The organism is Cecembia calidifontis (assembly GCF_004216715.1).
GTDB classification, from domain to species: domain Bacteria; phylum Bacteroidota; class Bacteroidia; order Cytophagales; family Cyclobacteriaceae; genus Cecembia_A; species Cecembia_A calidifontis.
In genome coordinates, this window is sequence record NZ_SGXG01000001.1 from 4,356,604 (window position 1) to 4,376,688 (window position 20,085).

Consider the following 20,085-nt stretch of genomic DNA (forward strand, 5'->3'; position numbering starts at 1 on the left):
CGTAATGAGTAGAATAAAATATTACTACGACCCCGAGACATGTAAATACGAAAGGTATGTGCGTAGCAAATGGGACATTGCACTGAATGCTTTAGGTTTTTTGTCTCTGTCCTCCATGTTGGCCATTGTTTTCATCCTGGTGTTCTACACGTATTTTGACAATCCCAAAGAATTGTTGCTCCAAAAGGAAAACAATGAGCTCAAGCTTTATTATGAGTTTTTGGAACAGGAAGTCGTCAAAATGAACCAAATGCTGGGAGATTTGCAGCAGAGAGATGACAACTTGTACCGGATAATTTTCGAAAGTGAGCCCATCGCCCCTGAAATCCGACAGGCAGGTATTGGGGGTTCTGACAGGTACCGCGACATTAGGGAGAAAGGGCTTAATCAGGAAAAAATGATCATTGCCCTTCACAGCAAAATAGATGCCTTGAAAAGGCAGTTGTATGTACAGTCCATCAGCTATGACGAGATTACTGAAATGGCCCTCAAAAAGGAAGAATATTGGGCCTCTATTCCTGCTATACAGCCGGTTTTGAATGAAAACCTCAATTTGTTGGCATCAGGATTCGGAATGAGATTGCACCCTATCCTAAAAGTAAGGAAAATGCATACCGGAGTAGATTTCACAGCCCCTAAAGGAACGCCGATATATGCAACCGGTGATGGCGTGGTCATCGAAGTTCAATCTGTTTTTGGGGGATATGGAAAATATGTGGAGATTGATCATGGTTTTGGCTTTGTAACCCGTTATGCCCACATGAATGATTTCAATGTCAAAAAAGGGCAAAAAGTCAAAAGGGGAGATCAGATTGGAACCGTCGGCAACACAGGTTCTTCTACCGCTCCCCATGTTCATTATGAGGTATTAAAAGACGGCAAATATGTCAATCCTGTGAATTATTTCTTCAAGGACCTTACCCCTGAAGAATACGATTTGATCTTGGAATTGGCTTCTAAGGAAAACCAGTCGCTTTCCTAAGCGTTGGAAGGATAAACATTTGACAATATAATAATGGCCTTGTCTTCGGACAGGGCTTTTTTTGTTATCCCGCGGCTACACCGCGGGAACAATTATGGCTGAGTCCCCTTTGTTTCAAGTCTTCGGACCTGCCCGAGGCAGACGGCCTTGGACCTCATTACCCTTTGGTTCAAGTCTTCTGACTTGGACCTCTTTATTATAATCAAAGACTGTAAATTCAACTCCAATCGGAGTTGGAAGAGGCGGGAGATCCGGATTCAACCTTCCCCGGGTGGCAACCCGGGGCAAATAACCTTCGGTATTGGACGCTAACCGCGTCCTACCTTCCCTCGTGCTGATCGGGATTTGTAATCCCGATCCGTGATACCCAAGATTTATAATCCAATTTTAACCGCAATGGTCACAAGGAATTCCCCAAGGGGCGCAAAAACCATCCAAATCCGCGTCTACAGCGTTCTAAAAAGATCCGGGTTTCTTATCGTCAGCGAGGGACGATTCATTTATTCCGAAGAATAGTGCGCCGACTCGGGGGACGGGCTGGGAACCATTTGCCCGGGGTTAAAACCCCAGGCTACCACTAGTCAGGCCCTACAGGCCCTTTTCTTAAAATCAACGATTACACGTTCACTTTTCTTCGTGAAAATCCTCAAGCCTCGCGCCTGATTTCATTTCCCATGCATCTATGATAACAGAAATAGACCAAAATCCCTAACAATATTAAATCAAGTTAATTAGTGTAATTCGGTAAATTCCTGCCTTCGGCAGGCAGGCGTGGATGCCCTATTCCCAAATCTCACTTTCGAAATCCGACTTTTTCTATTCTTCATTCTAAACTATCCCTACAACCCGAAAACAACGACAACCTGACAACAACGGCAACAACTCCTAATTCTAAATTCAACATTCTTCACTCCTCTTTTTCCAACCCAAATTTTCCCTTAAGATGAATTCTCTCTGTCTTCTCCGATACCTGCCGAATCACCTTATCCAATTCTTGGGCCGAACTAAAAATAAATTCAAATAATTCTTCAAAATTTTCTATACTTTGTTGAGGATCATGAATCCTTTCTATCTTAAGCATATTTACCAAGCCCAGCAGCCTGGCCAAAGGCGCCCTTACTACATGTGACTGCATCCATGCTATTTCTTTAAGCCTTGCATTCTGTACTTCAATGGCTTCAATATATTGATTTCTAAGGGTAACATCGACAGCGAGAACCAATACCCCCTTTAATCCATTGTATTCAATTCTATTTGAGCTGATTTCGACTTCAATTAAATCACCATTTTTCTTTAGATGGTGGAAAATACCTGAAAATAACAGCCCTCCCATTTCTTTTTTCACATTTACCTTTTCCTCCAATAATGAAATATCCTTATTAGGTCTAATATCTTTTATTGTCATGCTCAAAAACTCCTCTTTGGAATATCCATAACTAGAAATGGCAGCTTGATTAACATCCAAAAACCTTAAAGTCTCCAAATCATACACCCACATGGGCAAAGGACTCAATTCGAAAAGGTCCCTATACCTTTTTTCAGAATCCTCCAAGCGAAGGATTGCTTCTTGCAACTCATTAGCCCTTTGATCAAGACTTTGGGAAAGTTTAATCAATTGTAGCTCCCTTTCTTTCAAAATCGATATATCCTGGATTGCACCGAAAAACCTCTTAGGAAGCCCATCCTTGGTCCTTAGGAGAATTCCTTTATCCAGCACATGGGCAAATTCTCCTGTTTCTTTTAAAAAACGGAATTCCTGACTCCATAGATAATCTTTCCCCCTAAGGAATTTTTTAAAATTATTTAGCACCCGCTCTTTATCATCTGGATGGATCAGATCCTCGAATAGCTTTTGGCTCTTGTTGAAAAAAGAAAAAGAGTATCCGAAAAGCTTCACAAAATTATTTGATCTATATACCTAAAATCCGCAGGATTTTAGTTTGGAGATTTGAATCTGCTTGTTTGTGTTCATTTTTGGTCTAGTTCGGGAATTTCTTCCCTTTGATTGAAGAGTGTTCATAGTTTTGAGACAATGGATTTTAGGTTTGAGGATAAAATGGACGGTTTTTTTCCTCAATTTTAATGGAAAAGGCATACCTCTTCCCTGTAAATCTTTATTTTTTGAGCTCCTGAGGGGTTTTTATCTGAATTTAGTTCAAAATCGGCTTGTAATCCTTACTCGTGAACAGTTTGAGCACTTCTCTTCTTCCCGTTCTTATCCACTTGGCTGAAACAGTGATAAATCTGAAGATAAACTTCTTGAGCCTGTCGGTAGGCTTAAGCCAATCAACTTTTCTGGAATACTCTCCAATGATATAGGTGTAAAAATTGGCATACATAGCCGTCATAAGCATAAAGGAGGTATTCTCTGCAAGGAACGAACAGGGCAACTTAGACCAGCCAAAGTCATTGTTGAGTACATCAAACAAGCGTTCGCTTGCACCCCGGGCGTTATAAAACCTTACAACAGCTTCATTGGACGATGTATGTTCATTGGTCAGAATAGCCCTGTAAGTAAATGCATCTCCACTAAACACATCTGCCTGCCCGTCTTTACGCCTGATTCTGGTAATGACCAGCCTGTAAGACCTGTCTTTACCGAAAGGTTTGTAGTCGGATAGGTCAGTAACTTCCATTTCCTGTACACCCAAACGTATTTTCTGCCACTTCTCAGGGGCTATACTTCCAAGGATATTATCCAGTTTGGCACATCTGTTTGCCCGTATATAAAAGCTTTCGGTATGTGCTTCCAGTGTGCGGAGAACTTCTTCCTGATAGGATGCTGAATCGGCTCTGAACCTTCCGATACGGATATTTTCATTGGTAAGCTGCCCAAACATGCGTGTAAGTGTATCAGCCTGCAAATATTTGGCCTGACTGTTGCCATTTCTGCCCTCTACGTACACAGGAATGGCCTGTGAAAATTCAGGATGTGCTATGGAAGCTACACCTGGCTGATATCCATAGACGTGTTTATATGTCTTTTTTGAATCGTACTTTTCAGTTGGAATGACGGTGTTGTCATAATCGAGGTCGTAAGCAACACCTGACTTGAGTAATCCGGTCTTACAAGCTGATTTTAACAACAAGCTGTTGAGTTTTCCATTGATATTAAATTCATGGCTTACTCCACTGGACGGATTTATAAAGAGTTCTGTATCAACAGCAAGCTCTTTGATACCTCTCAGAATTGTATCGGCACTGCATACTGAAAATGAAGGGACCTGTTCAAGTGCGTCTCTCAAGTGAACATTGATATCTTCAGTACAGTCGCCACCATTAAAGAAAATAGCCATATGATTGGCGAAAATGTCACTGTATGAAAACCCTCCCCTTAAGGCTCTAACCCCCAATTGATTATCAATGAGTTCTGGGAGACCAGAATTTTTGAAAGAGTTAAAAACAAAATTAAAACCTCCGAAAGGTGTGATTTTTTCTGTCGAATTCGTAATTTTCATACCGCTTATCTAGTTTGAGTGGTATCATCTAAATAAGTGAAAAAAAACGAGCCGGAAAAGCCTGAATTGAATAAATTCAGCCACTTTTTCGGCTTTTTTTAAATCCGCCCTGCGGATTTAAGGTATATATCTTATCGTTTATTAAATCCCATTCCCAAATCGCATCAGATGTTGCTTTACTTGCCATTCTGAACCTCCTGACAATTATTCTCAATGCCCTGGACTTTTTTGAAACCTCTTTTTCCAAAATGGAAGGCAACTTGGCTAAAAAATATACTGCAATTCCGAAAAGTATTGAAAAAAATGACATGGATAGGAAAGGAGGCAGCATCTGAAAAACAGCATTAGATTTCTTTAGTTGAACTGTAAGAATCCAATTTCCTTGTTTTATTGTTTTAACAGTTTTAAACCCTTCATACCCTTCTTGTAGCGGTAAAAAAAATTCCTCAACATGAGTTACGGGGTTTATTTTTGAAAATTGCACATAATATTTGCTTTCTACTGGATCGTATTCCAACATATCAAAAAACGTTTCCAATCTGAAAATTACCACAGAAAAAGCAAAAAATTTTCCCTCTTTAAAAATCGGCAATCTCCCAACTATTCCCATCCCCCCTTGTTTGAGTTCATAGGGTCCTGAAAAAAAAATTTCTCCTTTCTCAATAGCCCAATAGGCCTCTATATACCTATGGGTAACTGTATCGTTAAAAATATCAAAACCAATTGCAGCTTTATTTTCTTCCAAAGGATACACGTATTTTATAACTCCCTCCTCATTCCATTGAATTGCATCAATTAAGGGAAACTTCCTCAAAACTTCTTGGCCTACACCATCAAACTCCTTTTCAAAATCTACCCTTTCATAAAGAAAAGTCAAAACAGTTGCAGCAGAATAAGCCTCCTGAAGAATAATATTGATTTTTTCCTCAATCAACGAAGAATATGACAACACCTCATCTTTTTCCTGGTCTTTGAGAATCTGATAATCTTTTAAGGTTATCAATTGACTCAAAATAAAAGCTAAAAGAAAACCTAAAAAACCGCTGAGAAGCGGAAATTTATAAAAAAAACCGAAATATTTGTAAGATTTGATTTCTTCCATTAGTTCTATTTTATGACTTTCAAATGGAATCATCAAGCAAGTTTAATTCAACTTCCCTGTATCAAGGTCCAAAGCGAAAATCTCAATTATCATTCCAATTTCATGACATCCCAATATTCAGAATCATTACAATTTTTTGATTCTGACAATACTTAATTCTTTGATCAAAAGATCGACTAAGTAGCTTGAAAAAGGAAAAGATTGTACAAACAAAGTACCGAAAGATCTGCTTACTTACCAATACTTAATAATGCCGTTGATTATCAATATTTTGCGCTATGTGTTAAAATCTGGAAATGTACCCAAATTAAAGCTCTATGAAAAAATATTCGCCATGTTAAGATGTCTATCGCTCCAATGGGGTAGTTCTTTAAAAAGGGTCCGTCAATACGTAAACCAACTTGGCGAAAACCCGCAATCCTCGCGCCTAATTCTCTTAACCTTGCTGGTATGAGGACAAAAAAATCATAAATACTAACAACATAAAATCTAGGCAATTCGTGAAATCTCTGCCTGGCAGCAGACAGGCGTGGACAAAAAAATCCCTCTTTTACCTTTTGCCTTTTACCTTGGCTCTTATTTCATTCTTCATTCCTCCCGCTGATCGGGATTTGTAATCCCGATCCGTGATACCCAGGATTTTTAATCCAATTTTATCCGCAATGGTCACAAGGAATTCACCAAAAGGCGCAAAAACCATCCAAATCCGAGCCTACAGCGTTCTAAAAAGATCCGGGTTTCTTATCGTCGGCGAGGGACGATTCATTTATTCCGAAGAATAGTGCGCCGACTCGGGGGACGGGCTGGGAACCATTTGCCCGGGGTTGAAACCCCAGGCTACCACTAGGCAGGCCCTACAGGCCCTTTTCTTAAAATCAACGATTACAAGTTACTTTTCGACGTGAAAATCCTCAAGCCTCGCGCCTGATTTCATTTCCCATGCATCTATGATAACAGAAATAGACCAAAATCCCTAACAATATTAAATCAAGTTAATTAGTGTAATTCGGTAAATTCCTGCCTGCGGCAGGCAGGCGTGGATGCCCTATTCCCAAATCTCACTTTCGAAATCCGACTTTTTCTATTCTTCATTCTAAACTATCCCTACAACCCGAAAACAACGACAACCTGACAACAACGACAACAACTCCTAATTCTAAATTCAACATTCTTCACTCCTCATTCTCCGACCTCCTTTATTTTCCCCGTCTCCAGATAGCACAGATACCCCTTTACCGGTTTTCCGCTGAGTTGCTTGACAAGATCCATATACTCCAATACCTGTTTCCCATAACGCTCATACTCCTCCCCTGTTTTGAAATCCACAACAATAGCCTCTTGATCTTTTAGGATGATCCTGTCCGGTCTTTTTTGCTTGCCTCCCGGTAATAGAATCCCCTGCTCGGTCAATAATATATTTCCAGTCTCAAACCAGGATGCAAACAAAGCATCCTCAAAAAGCCTGTCCAATTGGGCTTCAACCTCCATCAATTCCTCCCTGTCCAATCGCCCCTCATAATAGAATACCCTGATTTGGTTTTTGGCATCTTCTCTGCTTTTTGACTTTTCAAGCAACTCATGGACCAATAGCCCAAAATCCCGTCTTTTTCTTTGGGCAAGTCCCTCTTTGGAGAAATCCACAGCATATTGCTTCACTTTCAACAGAGAGGACCAGTTCTGATAAGCCCAGCGAAGAGGAACCGGAGCAGCTATTTCAGACTTCGAATCCACTTTCTCTGGCCAATCTCCAAAATCATACACCTTTCCATCCGGATCAAAGTCTTTATTGAAATCAAAGCCCATTTCCTGTACATAACTTGAACTCAACACCATCTGAAGATGGTAGGCCAATTGGTTATTTGAACCATCTGTTGCCTTAGTGGTAAATGGCGACAGGGACCAAAAAATCTCCTCTGCCCTGGTCAAAGCCACATAGACCATATTAAGTGAATCCAAATAGGCCAGAATCTTCCCCTCTTCATAAATTGAACTAAAATCGGATTTCGCCAGATCTTTGTTCAAGGATATTGGAATAATGGCAGAAAATTTACTTTGCTTATCTTCAAATGGAGCCCAGACCACATTGCTTTTGCTGGTATCAAATATCTTCCAGTCCAGGAAGGGCATCAACACCACCTTGAACTGAAGGCCTTTTGATTTATGGATGGTCATAATCCGCATGGCATTGTGGCTCTCCGGAATCCTTACCGTCCGCTTGTCCTTATGCTCTTCCCACCATTCCAAAAACCCCGCCAGATCGGCCCTATTGTTTACTGAAAAATCATAGACCGCTTCCTTAAAACCGGAAATATAGGCCAATTCCAAATTGTCCTCCTGTAAACCTAAAAATCCGATCAGTTCCTCAACAGTCTCCATCAAAGGCAACTGCAGTAATCGAGCCTCTGTCCTCTTGAACTCCTCCACTTTTTCCTTGAGAAAAACAGGAACCTTATCTATTGCAAAAAGATCATGGTCAACCTTTTCATTTTGCAACACGGAGCGGTAATACCACATGGTCTTAAACTGCACCAGGTCATCAGGACTATGAAGGTATTTCAAGCCTGCCACCAATGCCTTTACGGAAGCAGATTTGTACAAAAACATGGATTCATCCGAAAGCACATCAAAACGATATTTTGTTTCAGGATGAGCGGCCGCAAACTCCATCATACAATCTGCGATGAGCGCTCCTTCATTCTTGGTCCTGACCAAAAAGGCAATGTCCTTCAAGGCATATTCCCTATCTTGCAAGGCCATGACCATTTCAGGAAGTTTTTCAAGTACCATTTCCTTGAATTTCCCTGTTTCCTGATTCTTATCTTCCTCCAAAAACTCCAATCTCACTTTTCCTTTAAAAGCAGATTTTTGCTTGGCTGGAGAAACATGCTGAAAAACATCCTGATAAGCCTTACTGAGGATATGCCCCTCCTCCTCCACATGACTGAGTGCCAAAGCATCCTCAAAAGATTGGGGAAGTTTTTTGAATAAGGCATTGTTGAATTGGATCACATTTGGCAAGCTGCGGTAATTGGTATCCAGGTTTCTGTTCTCGATATATTGCTTACCAATTTCCTGCTCCACCTCTTCCAACAGCAGGCGCATTTCCCCTCCCCTCCAACGGTAAATGGACTGCTTGACATCCCCGACCAATAGATTCGTATTTCCCTGGGCAAGGGAATTTTCCAGCAAAGGCCTGAAACTTGCCCATTGAAATCCCGATGTGTCCTGAAATTCATCAATCAGGTAATGCCTGAATTGGTTTCCGACCTTTTCATATATAAAAGGGGCCTCATTCTCCCGGGTTATCTCTTTTAAAAACTCATTGGCATCGGAAATGAGCAACATATTTTCCTCGTTTTTGAGAACCGTCAATTCTTCGAGAAGATTTCGGAATACCCCGAAGACAAAAATATTCCTGGAAATTGCAGTCAAGGTCATCCATTTGACATACAATTCAGGAATTTTTCCAAGAATTTCACCCAATCCCTGATGATAAGCAGTGATAATGGCATCTTTCTGTTTACTGCTTTTTGCAAACCAACCCTCTTCGCTGTAAGCCCGGGCCATTTGATTATCGGTCAATTCCGGCACCGGCTGTTCCCTGTCCCCCAGTTTGGCAAACTTCAGGGCAAAGGACCTTGTACCACCCGAGAAATCAGTCCATTCCAGTCCGTTGGCTTTGCGGATACGCTCCGCTTCATCCCTGAGTGACCTGGTAATTTTAAAAAGTTCTGCTTTTCGCTCTCTCGTAAATTGCTGAAGTTGGGAAATGTTATCCCTCTCTTTCAGAAAAACCCGGATTTCAGGGGCAAATTTTTTAAAATTCTCCTGAAAAAGCTCCTTTCCCAGTTCCTTGATTTTTTTGCGTATATCCCAGGAATTGCCCTTTTCTATCTCTTCTTTGGCATAATCGACCAGCCACTCGTGCAGTTGCTCATCCTCCATTACTTTTTCCACCACCCGGTCCACCACCCGGTCCAGAACAGCATCCTGGTCCATTTCCACTTCAAATTTGGCATTGAGATCCATTTCCCGGGCAAAGGCCCTTACTACTTTTTGGAAAAAACTGTCAATCGTATTGACCGAAAACCTCCCATAATCATGAAGTATAGCTGTAAGTGTTTGGGCTGCCCTTACCTGAAGACCTTGGGTATCCAGTTCAAGGCTTTCCATCAGCACCTTGTCCATATACTCCTTCCCGTCAATCCCCTTGCGCATCCGCTTGAGCTCCTTCAGAATACGCTCCTTCATTTCCTGGGTAGCCTTATTGGTAAAAGTAACTGCCAAAATAGACCTAAAGGCATCCGGATACGACAGGGCCAATTTGAGGTACTCCATGGTCAGGGTATAAGTTTTCCCAGAGCCTGCAGAAGATTTGTAAATGATAAAAGGAGCAGAAGTTTTTTCCATAACCAAAAACTAATTTTATCAAAACAAAAAAAATAAGCTCCAAAAACAAAATGGATGACAGACATTGTCCGACAAAAGTTTTAGATTTGTTAAAGCACATTTTTTGAAAAATGATATGAAACCTGTCTTCACCCCATTAGAAGAAATCGGATTTTTTCTCGAAGGAGAAAAGGGAAAACATGCTGTCCTTGGGCTTTCACCTTTTGTCAGTGAAATTGAAGGACAGATTGAAAAAATAAAAAAAGCTGTTCCCGTGCATCTGACTGAAGGCTCCCTGCAGAAATACCTGGATATGGATGGCATCAAAACAGAACTCAAGCGCTATATCTCAGAATCCGGTTTGCTTGTGGGATACGATTGGGAAGACTGGATGGAAGGCAAGGAAATTCTGGACGGGGTAAGGCCCTTCGCTAAAATCAATAAAATCAAGGCCTGCAAACTCCTGACCCTGATCCTCAAAAGGGATGAATCACAGTTTGGGTATTTTGAATCCCATCTGAAAAAAGGCAGCATTCTGATCCTATTGAAAAAACTATTGGAACAGGAAGTGCTCAATTAACAAAGTAATCCCAATCTTATTGTTGGCCCGCTGATCGGGATTTATGATCCCAATCCGTGATACTTAGGATTTATAATCCCATTTTAAACCGCCATGATCGCAAGGAATTTTGCAACGGGCGCAAAAATCACCCAAATCCTCGTCTTTAGCGTTCTAAATAAAATCCAGGTTTCATATCGCCGGCGTCGCACCATTCATTTTTTCAGAAGATCGGTGCGCCGACTCGGGAAACGGGCTGGGCACCATTTGCCCGGGGTTGAAACCCCTGGCTACCACTAGGAAGGCCCTACAGGCCTTTATCTTAAAAATCACCGATTCAGCTACCGGCTTTTGTGAAAATCCCTAAGCCTCGCGCCTAATTTCATTTCCCTTGATGGTTTGAGGACAAAAAAAGACCAAAACCCCTAACAACATCAAAATTTAGTTAATTAGTGGGATTTGTGTAATTCCTGGACAAAAAAATCCCACTTTTACCTTTTACCTTGGCTCTTATTTCATTTTCCATTCTACATCCTTCATCCGACAACCCGAAAACCATGACAACCCTTCATCCAACACGCAACACCCCGACAACCATGGCAACCCGACAACAACGACAACCCTTCATTCCTCATTCTACATTCAATAAACCGCCTTCACCAACTCGATCTTCCTAAACTCCACGGGGCCATGGTCCCCCTGCAACATTATCGGACCGGGCAATCCTTCCTTGCTGTCCAATGCCCCTCCGGTAATCCCAGGTATAATCTGATCACAGATCACAGTTTTTCCATTGGCAACTACGGTAAGTCTTCTTCCAATCAATTTGATCTGAAATGTCTGCCACTCCCCTGCTTTTCCCGCAGCCATTTCATTGGGTGTGAGGAATCCGTAAACCCCACCGAACAATACATTGGATGGCTCTTTGTCATAATCATCCTGAATCTGCACTTCATACCTTCCCCTGAGGTAAATCCCACTATTGCTGCCCTCCGGATAGCGGAATTCCACCAATAACTGAAAATCCTCAAATTTTTCATTTGAAATCAGGTTGGCACCTGACTTGGAAGAGGTCAATATGCCGTTTTTGACCTCCCACTGATTTTGGTCTTTATCTGCATGCCAACCGCTTAAATCCCTTCCATTAAAAAGTGCTATAGGTGTTCCCCAAGTGGGTTCCTTTTCCCTCACCAAAGCTGGGGCACGTTCTCCCACAAAAGGATAACGTTTCCCATTGGGATACTGAATCGTTCCGTTCAGCTTGCCCTGGGTCAGTGATCCTTTAAACTTCATGTCCTTATTCGAGTCCTGCCACTGTGGCGGAATGCTGAAATGGACCTTCCCATTGTCAAAATGTACCTGGGAAATTGGTCTGGCACTTCCATCATCTCCCACAAAATACCCAACCAATACCTTAAACCCCGAGAGTTTTACTTCCAGCCAGGAAGGCGCTTCCCTGCCATCCATATCCAAAGTGATGTTCCAACGTCCGATCAGGTCCTTGGATTCAGTCTGGGCTTTTACCTGACCGATATGTAAAATGATTAAAACAATTGCTGCGGTAAGGCTGTATATTTTTCTGAGATTCATGATGATGAGTTTATGGGTTGAAGCCATGAATTTAAGTTAAAAATCAGAAATGGTAAAACCCATTGTTCCCAAAAGACCCTCTTGCTACTTTGTTGGGTCCGCAGGCCTATACTTTTTATCCGTGTTAATCCTCATTCATTCCACCATGCGGGACAAGTTCTGTGGTTCCCTCTGATCGGGATTTATAATCCCGATCCGCGACACTTAGGATTTACAATCCCATTTTAACCGCATCGAACGTAAGGAATTCCCCAAAGGACGCAAAAATCACCCAAATCCGGGGTTTCGGCGTTCTAAATAGATCCATGTTCCATATCGCCGGCGTGGGACGATTCATTTTTTCAGGAGATCCGTGCGCCGACTCTGGAAACGGGCTGGGCACCATTTGCCCGGGGTTGAAACCCCGGGCTACCAATAGGCAGGCCCTACAGGCCTGTTTTTCAAAATCAACGATTACACGTCTACTGGCCTTCGTGAAAATCCCTAAGCCTTGCGCCTAATTTCATTTCCTTTGATGGGGTGAGGGCAGAAAAATACCAAAATCCCTAACAATATTAAATCAAGTTAATTAGTGTAATTCGGGAAATTCGTGGACAAAAAAATCCAACTTTTACCTTTTTACATTGACTCTTATTTCACTTTCCATTCTACATTCTCAATTCCTCCAACCAGACAACCCTCACTGAACATACTGATTGTACATCTTCAGGTCCTTGATCCTCAGGTCAGTCCAGATCAACCTATGGATTAAAATAGACACCAAAATATTCACATCAAAACTGTCCTCAAAACCGTATGTCCTTCCCGGCTCAAACACAAAATAGAGGCTAGATTGGCCGAATTGCTTTTTGATCATGTACTTGTTTTCAAATTCAGGATCCAAATGGGGAACATTCCTCAGCACCTTGCTGACCAAGGTGGGGATGTTGGATTCAGACCTGCCAAAAAAATGTTTGTTGACCAGCTGACTGTACACCTCCTTGTCCATGCCTTTACCTTCCGCACTGAACCTGGTACTGCCCGCTACAATCTCCGTTTCGAAATGCAGGTAGCCTTTTTCAAAATCCAGGTTCTGCAACAAAAAGTTCAGGGACCGCTTCATGTAATTCTGGGTGGTTTCCAGGTGATTGGAGCCCTCCATGTATTCCCTCAGGTTTTGAAGAATGGTGGTCTTTTTGACCAGGTCTTTCCTTACCTGCTTGAACTCAGAAATTTCATTAAATTCCAAGACGATCTTATCTGGATTGGTAAAATGGGTCACTGAAATCTCATAATCAAAAACAGAATGGTCTTTTTCCAATTTCACCTCAAACTCCCTCTTACCCTGGGCATTGCCCAAATCCAAAAAACTCAGAAAAACATCGGGATTATCTATGGTAAACAAATCCAAAAATCTTTTCCTTAATTTATCCAGTTGAAAAACTTTTTCTTTAAAGGAAGGATTCGCATACCTGATCAGCCCATTTTCATCCAATATCAAAATGGGGGTTTGGAGTTGTTCAAAGTACTTTCTCATAAAATTCTGTATTACGGTCTATTTTTCTATTAATTTATTACCATTTTTTGGTAATTAAAGTCTATTCAATGCTGTCCTAAATAATTTTTTCTTCTCTAAGAATATTAGCTTAGAGGTAATTGTGAAGTGATTTATTTATAATCTGGAAAAAGAACCCCCTGTGGGTTATATTTTGGGGGTTTGTCATGATCTTCAAAAGGTCTGTCCAGCCAATTTTGCAATTCAATTTTGACGAAAATATTCAATCTGATAAATGCTACTAGATTTGACAGATGCCATCCGTATTTTGCGGATGCTTTCATTGCTTTTAACAGTAAAATTGTAATCAAGGCAGTCCATATCTGTATCATTACTGCGTTTTTTGAAGTTCCAATGAATGTCTTAATGTGGAGTAGCTGCTTAATATCCCTGAAAAAAACTTCAATTTCCCACCTTGATTTATAAAGGTCTCCGATTGTCTGTGCTGCCCAGGTGAAGTTGTTGGTGATGATTTCTATGGTCTGTTGGTTTTTCTCGTCCCAGACTGCCACTCTTCTGAGTTTTTTAGGATACTTAGTCTTAGACTGTGGGTTGGTCAGTTCTATTTCTTGGTCAATTAGAACATGCTGTGCCATTTTTTCTGGCAGTTCCCGTTCGCTGATCACGGTGTAAGCCAGGTTGTCCTTATGCCTTATGACAAAGAATACCCCTTTGCTGTCCCAAATATTTAGCATCGGAAAGTCATTGTAGTACCTGTCTGCGACGATAACAGAACCTTTTTCCAAAGGTATATTGTAAGCACCTTTATTATCCGCTACGCTTCCTTCTGTAATGTTCACATAAGCAGGAAGTTTACCATCATAATCTAACAGGGTATGCATCTTAACAGCGCCCTTTTTAGTGCGGAATGTGGCCCAGTCGAAGACAGAAAGGCAAAGGCTTATGACTGTTGCATCTAAAAGATATACTGGCACCTTGATTTTAAGTTTGACACGCCTGAGTGATGCCTGCTGTCCTAAACTTCCCAAAAGAGAATAATAAAGGTCTTTAAAAAGATCAGCATCTCTCCGCTTGTTCTGATAGCTGATACTTGACTTGGAAGGAGCCTTTGAAATCCCAAGATGGTTTAGGTTCCCCGTAGCTGAACGAAGACCATTGGATATATCTCTTACCGATGTGCTTTTTGCAAAATGACAGAAAAGCATTGATACTAGATGTGTCCAGCTATCAAAACCTTTACAACCTTTATCTGTCTGCTTATCTTGAACCAGTTTTTTGAAAGTTGAACGGTCAATCTTTTTAATAATCTGTGAAAACAATGTAATATTACACATGAGAGGTCTTTGTTTTTGGTGCAAACCCAAAATACACATTTTGGGCAAAAATTCAGACCTCTCATTTTTTATTTAGGACGCTATTGAAGTCTATTTAAATCTTAAACGCCATCAAAAAAAATTATTTATTTATAATTTTATTTTGGGAATTTAGTGAACAAAAACGACAAAAATCATACCAAAGCCCACTTCTTTCATCAATCAAAATTTTGTTTTTTGGCTTAAACCTATGGCGTGTCTACTTGCTGACCGGAACAAGCTGATCGGAATTTATAATCCCAATTACTGTCGTCCGACTAAATTACGAAAATTAGAATAAAGTCCTCTAGAATGATGTTAGAGGACTTTTTTTTTGATTTCAAAAAGTACCCCCTATCCTGAGAGGAATAATTGGGTTTGCATATTTTGAAGGTCTTTTTGAAATATACTTTTAAAGTAAGCTTCAGGAAAAAGTAAGAACTTTTCAAGACTGACGTAGGAGCAAAGATTTTTTGCTGCTACCATGACCATGGTCGAGAAGTCTTCAGCCTCTTTTATCCGCTTATGTAGAACTGTAAACAGCAGGTTGAGTATTAATGCCATCCAAATCTGGATTTTGATCCCGTTCTCGCTGTCCGACAAAAAATTTCTGAGCTCAAAATTCTGCTTTATCTGCTTGAAAAGCACTTCGATAACCCACCTGTTCTTATACAGAAGAGCTATGGTCAATGCATCCAATCCCTTAAGATTGGTGATAAATTCCAGCGTTTCACCGCTTTCAGGGTCAGCATAAACCACCAGTCTGGCCTCAACTGTCCGAGAAACTCCCTTCTCCCTGTAGCTCAGTGAGATAATCTGGTCCTTGATGATATCAATAGCATGCGTACAGTCAAACTCACTGACCACTTCATATCTTGCATTGTCTTTTTTTCTGGTCACAAAATATCTGTTTGAACTGTCCCATTTTTCAAAGCAGGAATAGCGGTTATATCCCTTGTCGAAAACAGCTATCCCATGCTCAGGCAGATCCATCACTTTTAAAAACATATTTTCATTTGTGGCCGCAGAACGGATACATATAAAATTGGGAACGCCTTCTGCCAGATTCATTTTAGCAAAAATCTTGGCACCTCCTTTTTTCTTTCCGTTCAGGGGATTGCGTCCGGCCCCTTTGAGGATTTCCTTGAACAGCGTGACCGTTGAGGAATCAAAAACCTCAACACGGCTGGGGTCGACCTCTCCACCGATATCAAGCCAATTTCCTACCAAAGATGCCCTATAGTATGAATACAGCCCTTTGTACAGTTGCTCAAAAACACGATAACTGCGCTTACGGTTTGCATCAGAAAGAGTACTCCTTGCAGGCAGCTGCTTCATTCCAAAAGGAATAAGCTTGGTAATGATCAGGCCGATGTTTTTGCATACCTCTCTTAGACTGCTGTTTCTGGTCAACACGGCATAAAAAATACAGATAAAGTGATCACTTGTTTTAAGTTTCTTGTAGTACCTATCCGAGTTTTCTTCCTCAACGACCTGATTGAATAGCTCTTTGGGAATAAGAGAAAGAAGTTGGGCGATGATAGGATGCCCAGACAAAAATTTATGCTTAACTTGAGACATATTGTTGGTTCTTGGTCGAAACAACAATATAAAAAAGATGGGTAAGTTCCAAAAGAGCTGCCCATCTTTGATTTTTGTACTATTCTAGGATTTTATTTTTTATCTTGTATCAGTTCTCGGACGACAGTAAATCCCAATCCATAATACCTTCTTGCTGATCGGGATTTATAATCCCGATCCGCGACACTTAGGATTTACAATCCCATTTTAACCGCATCGAACGTAAGGAATCCCCCAAAGGGCGCAAAAATCACTTCGGCGTTCTATAAAAATCAAGGTTTCATATCGTCGGCGTCGGACGATTCATTTTTTCAGAACAGCAGTGCGCCGACTCGGGAAACGGACTGGTCACCATTTGCCCGGGGTTGAAACCCCAGGCTACCAACAGGCAGGCCCTACAGGCCTGTTTTTCAAAATCAACGATTACACGTCTACTGGCCTTCGTGAAAATCCCTAAGCCTCGCGCCTAATTTTATTTCCTTTCATGGGGTGAGCATAGAAAAACACCAAAATCCCTAACAACATAAAATCAAGGTAATTCGTGAAATTGGTGTAATTCGTGGACTTTTTATCCGCGACCATCCGCCAAATCCGCGTCATCGGCGTTCTATTCCCAACCCATGTTCCATATCGTCAGCGTCGGACAATCAAATTCTTTAACCGATCAGTGCGCCGACTCTGGAAACGGGCTGGGCACCATTTGCCCGGGGTTGAAACCCCAGGCTACCAATAGGCAGGCCCTTCAGGCCTGTTTTTCAAAATCAACGATTACACGTCTACTGGCCTTCGTGAAAATCCCTAAGCCTCGCGCCTAATTTTCTTACCCTTGCTTGGTATAAGGGCAGAAAAAGACCAAAACCCCTAACAACATCAAAATTTAGTTAATAAGTGAGATTTGTGTAATTCCTGCCTGCGGCAGGCAGGCGTGGACTTTTTATCCGCGACCATCCGCCAAATCCGCGTCATCGGCGTTCTATTCCCCTCTGATCGGGATTTATAATCCCGATCCGTGATACTTAGGATTTACAATCCCATTTTAACCGCCTCGAACGTAAGGAATTCCCCAAAAGGCGCAAAAATCACCCAAATCCGGGTTTTCGGCGTTCTAAATAGATCCATGTTCCATATCGTCGGCGTGGGACGATTCATTTTTTCAGGAGATCCGTGCGCCGACTCTGGAAACGGGCTGGGCACCATTTGCCCGGGGTGTAAACCCCAGGCTACCAACAGGCAGGCCCTACAGGCCTTTATCTTAAAAATCACCGATTCAGCTACCGGCTTTCGTGAAAATCCCTAAGCCTCGCGCCTAATTTTCTTACCCTTGCTTGGTATAAGGGCAGAAAAAGACCAAAACCCCTAACAACATCAAAATTTAGTTAATTAGTGAGATTTGTGTAATTCGTGGACCTCTTTTTCCCATTTCGGTTTCATATCGTCGGCGTCGGACGATTCAATTATTCTGAAGAACAGTGCGCCGACTCGGGAAACGGACTGGTCACCATTTGCCCGGGGTTGAAACCCCGGGCTACCAATAGGCAGGCCCTACAGGCCTGTTAAGCTAAGACCAAAATCATCCATCTGAGGAGACCCAGCGCCTCTTTTTAATCTTCTGAGAAATTTATCCCTTTTTCTCCCTGACCCTCTGCGACTTCTCCGTGTATCTCGGTGTAATTCAAAAAATTGATCTCCTAAAGAACAAAGCGCCTCAACCCTTCAAAACTCCAACCTGACAACCATGACAACTCTTTATTCTCCATTCTTCACTCCTCATTCCTCATTTCTCATACTTCATTCCTCATTCTCCATTCTTTCCCCTCCTTGTATCTCAGTGACTTCTCCGTGTAGCTCGGTGTAATTGAAAAACCCCTTTGGTTCAAGTCTTCTGACCTGCCCGAGGCAGACAGGCTTGGACCTCTTTATTATAATCAAAGACTGTAAATTCAACTCCTATCGGAGTTTTGAGGGGCGGTTAACACGGATCAACCTTCCCCGGGTGGCGACCCGGGGCAAATAACCTTCGGTATTGGACGCTAACCGCGTCCCAGACCCCATATAGAATAAAACACCCAAACTTTCCTGGCTGCACCCCATTCTTCATTCCTAATTCTTCCTTCTAAACTATCCCCCCAACCCAACAACCATGACAACCCGACAACAACGACAACCCCTCATCCAACATCCCACATCCCCCATTCTTCATTCCTAATTTAATGCCGTTAAGTTAAGGAATGTGATTAAATAGATTTGTAATTCATTGAGTATTTCAGTTTAGCTCTGAATTTCCGCTTGAATACCTGGTTTCTTTTTGAATATTCTATTTTGGAAGCGATTTTCTTTACATATTTCTGGATAATCTGCTCCAATTCACCAATTAAATCTCTGATTTTAAGAATCAGGGATTTTGTTTTTGACAATGCATAAGTTTTATTGATTATCAAGGTCCTTGCTGACTTTGATGTCCGTCCTGTTTTGGTTTTTGGCTCCACATCATAGCAAAGAATATTGCAGAGTGATATGATCAGGGTCTTAGCATAGAAGTCCTGCTGGACCGCCCATGCTGTTTTGCCGGAAAAATCAGATACTTCAAGTCTTGATTTGATCAGTTTATATGCTTCTTCTATTCCCCATCTCTGTTTGTACAGGTTTATTAGAGAGGAGGCTGTATATTTTTTCCTGTCCAACAGCGAAGTCGCATATATTGAAATCTTACCCTTCTTATTCTTTTTCTTGATCAGTCTTACGGTCATGGTTTGGGATAACGAGGGATACTTTTCAAGCAGCCATCTGTATTTTGGAGGGAGTATTAATGTATATTCCGCATCAGAGGAACTACTTCGGGAAAAATCTTCGACACATTTCCACCAATTGTCTTTCATCCTGAAAAGAAAGTCGGCCCCTTTTCCTTTCAATTCGAAAAAAAGTCTCAGTGATGCATAATACCTGTCGCACACAAGAAGATCCCCTTCTTTAATATGTCCAAGATGGGCATGACATAGGGTGGCTTCCGAAGTGGTGTAGCTTTCCATACCGGCATCCAGTACAAGGCCGTTGTAAACATCATACAGGTAAGATATCCTGCTCATGTAATGTCCCGCATCCGCATTGGGCCCAAAACCATGATAGCTGAACTTCTCTGACATGGAGGGATGATCCGGGAGTTCAAGTGTTGAACCATCAACAGAAAGCACCCTATGCCCCTTCCATTTCTTGAACTTTGCATGTTGGTAAAAAAGACTGCAGATCAAACCGTTAAGCTTTTTAAAAACTGTATAGCACAGTTTTTTCCTGGCCTGGGTAAATGCACTTTTAGTGGGCGATAAGGAAGATTCCCCAAAAAACTCTTCAAGGCAGATATTAAGTCCTTTGTTGCTCTTTGACAAAATAAAAAGCACAAGAACTTCAAAGGAAAAGAAACGGTCACGAAGAAAATCTTTCACCGAAGTCCTACTTTCGATGGGGACTATGACAAAAACTGTGTAAGTTGGTTTTACTACTTACGAAGTTAAAGTTGTACCTCGAAATTCCCTGTGTGATTTAGAAGAAATCGCACAGGGAATTTGAGGAACCCGCGGTAGGC

11 protein-coding genes and 1 pseudogene are annotated in these 20,085 nt (G+C 41.6%); 2 read left to right on the forward strand and 10 right to left on the reverse strand.

Annotated features, from left to right (window positions below):
• Positions 1 to 4: 4 nt before the first annotated feature.
• On the forward strand, positions 5 to 982 hold the full coding sequence (locus BC751_RS18850) for a M23 family metallopeptidase (RefSeq protein ID WP_130276976.1): 978 nt from the start codon (positions 5 to 7) through the stop codon (positions 980 to 982).
• Positions 983 to 1,889: 907 nt separating this feature from the next.
• Here the strand turns inward: BC751_RS18850 and BC751_RS18855 are convergent.
• From BC751_RS18855 to BC751_RS18870, 5 genes and pseudogenes are all read right to left on the reverse strand, one after another.
• Positions 1,890 to 2,480 carry a PAS domain S-box protein gene (locus tag BC751_RS18855; RefSeq protein WP_423191597.1) on the reverse strand — a complete coding sequence of 197 codons (591 nt, stop codon included), beginning with the start codon at positions 2,478 to 2,480 and terminating at the stop codon, positions 1,890 to 1,892.
• 129 nt (positions 2,481 to 2,609) lie between these two features.
• Positions 2,610 to 2,888, reverse strand: a pseudogene (locus tag BC751_RS22615) (PAS domain-containing protein); the annotation flags it as partial.
• Positions 2,889 to 3,132: 244 nt separating this feature from the next.
• The gene (locus BC751_RS18860) at positions 3,133 to 4,440 is read right to left on the reverse strand and encodes an IS1380 family transposase (protein ID WP_130273823.1); all 1,308 of its coding nucleotides are present in this window, start codon (positions 4,438 to 4,440) and stop codon (positions 3,133 to 3,135) included.
• Positions 4,441 to 4,516: 76 nt separating this feature from the next.
• The gene (locus BC751_RS18865) at positions 4,517 to 5,542 is read right to left on the reverse strand and encodes a CHASE domain-containing protein (protein ID WP_165389861.1); all 1,026 of its coding nucleotides are present in this window, start codon (positions 5,540 to 5,542) and stop codon (positions 4,517 to 4,519) included.
• Between the two features lie 1,179 nt (positions 5,543 to 6,721).
• The gene (locus BC751_RS18870; protein WP_130276979.1) at positions 6,722 to 9,952 is read right to left on the reverse strand and encodes a UvrD-helicase domain-containing protein; all 3,231 of its coding nucleotides are present in this window, start codon (positions 9,950 to 9,952) and stop codon (positions 6,722 to 6,724) included.
• A 115-nt stretch (positions 9,953 to 10,067) separates the two neighbouring features.
• Between BC751_RS18870 and BC751_RS18875 the strand changes: the two genes are divergently transcribed.
• Entirely contained in the window at positions 10,068 to 10,511 is a 444-nt protein-coding gene (locus BC751_RS18875) for a DUF6508 domain-containing protein (RefSeq protein ID WP_130276980.1), read from the forward strand.
• Positions 10,512 to 11,132: 621 nt separating this feature from the next.
• Here BC751_RS18875 and BC751_RS18880 read toward each other — a convergent pair.
• From BC751_RS18880 to BC751_RS18900, 5 genes are all read right to left on the reverse strand, one after another.
• Positions 11,133 to 12,107 carry a 3-keto-disaccharide hydrolase gene (locus tag BC751_RS18880; RefSeq protein ID WP_242617539.1) on the reverse strand — a complete coding sequence of 325 codons (975 nt, stop codon included), beginning with the start codon at positions 12,105 to 12,107 and terminating at the stop codon, positions 11,133 to 11,135.
• 652 nt (positions 12,108 to 12,759) lie between these two features.
• A complete protein-coding gene (locus BC751_RS18885; RefSeq protein ID WP_130276981.1) occupies positions 12,760 to 13,596 on the reverse strand; it encodes a PAS domain-containing protein in 837 nt (278 codons plus the stop codon).
• 131 nt (positions 13,597 to 13,727) lie between these two features.
• The gene (locus BC751_RS18890) at positions 13,728 to 14,948 is read right to left on the reverse strand and encodes an IS4 family transposase (protein WP_242617437.1); all 1,221 of its coding nucleotides are present in this window, start codon (positions 14,946 to 14,948) and stop codon (positions 13,728 to 13,730) included.
• 333 nt (positions 14,949 to 15,281) lie between these two features.
• Entirely contained in the window at positions 15,282 to 16,508 is a 1,227-nt protein-coding gene (locus BC751_RS18895) for an IS4 family transposase (RefSeq protein ID WP_130273777.1), read from the reverse strand.
• A 2,234-nt stretch (positions 16,509 to 18,742) separates the two neighbouring features.
• Positions 18,743 to 19,945: an IS4 family transposase gene (locus tag BC751_RS18900; protein ID WP_165389808.1), complete on the reverse strand. Its 1,203-nt coding sequence runs from the start codon at positions 19,943 to 19,945 to the stop codon at positions 18,743 to 18,745.
• Between the last annotated feature and the right edge of the window lie 140 nt (positions 19,946 to 20,085).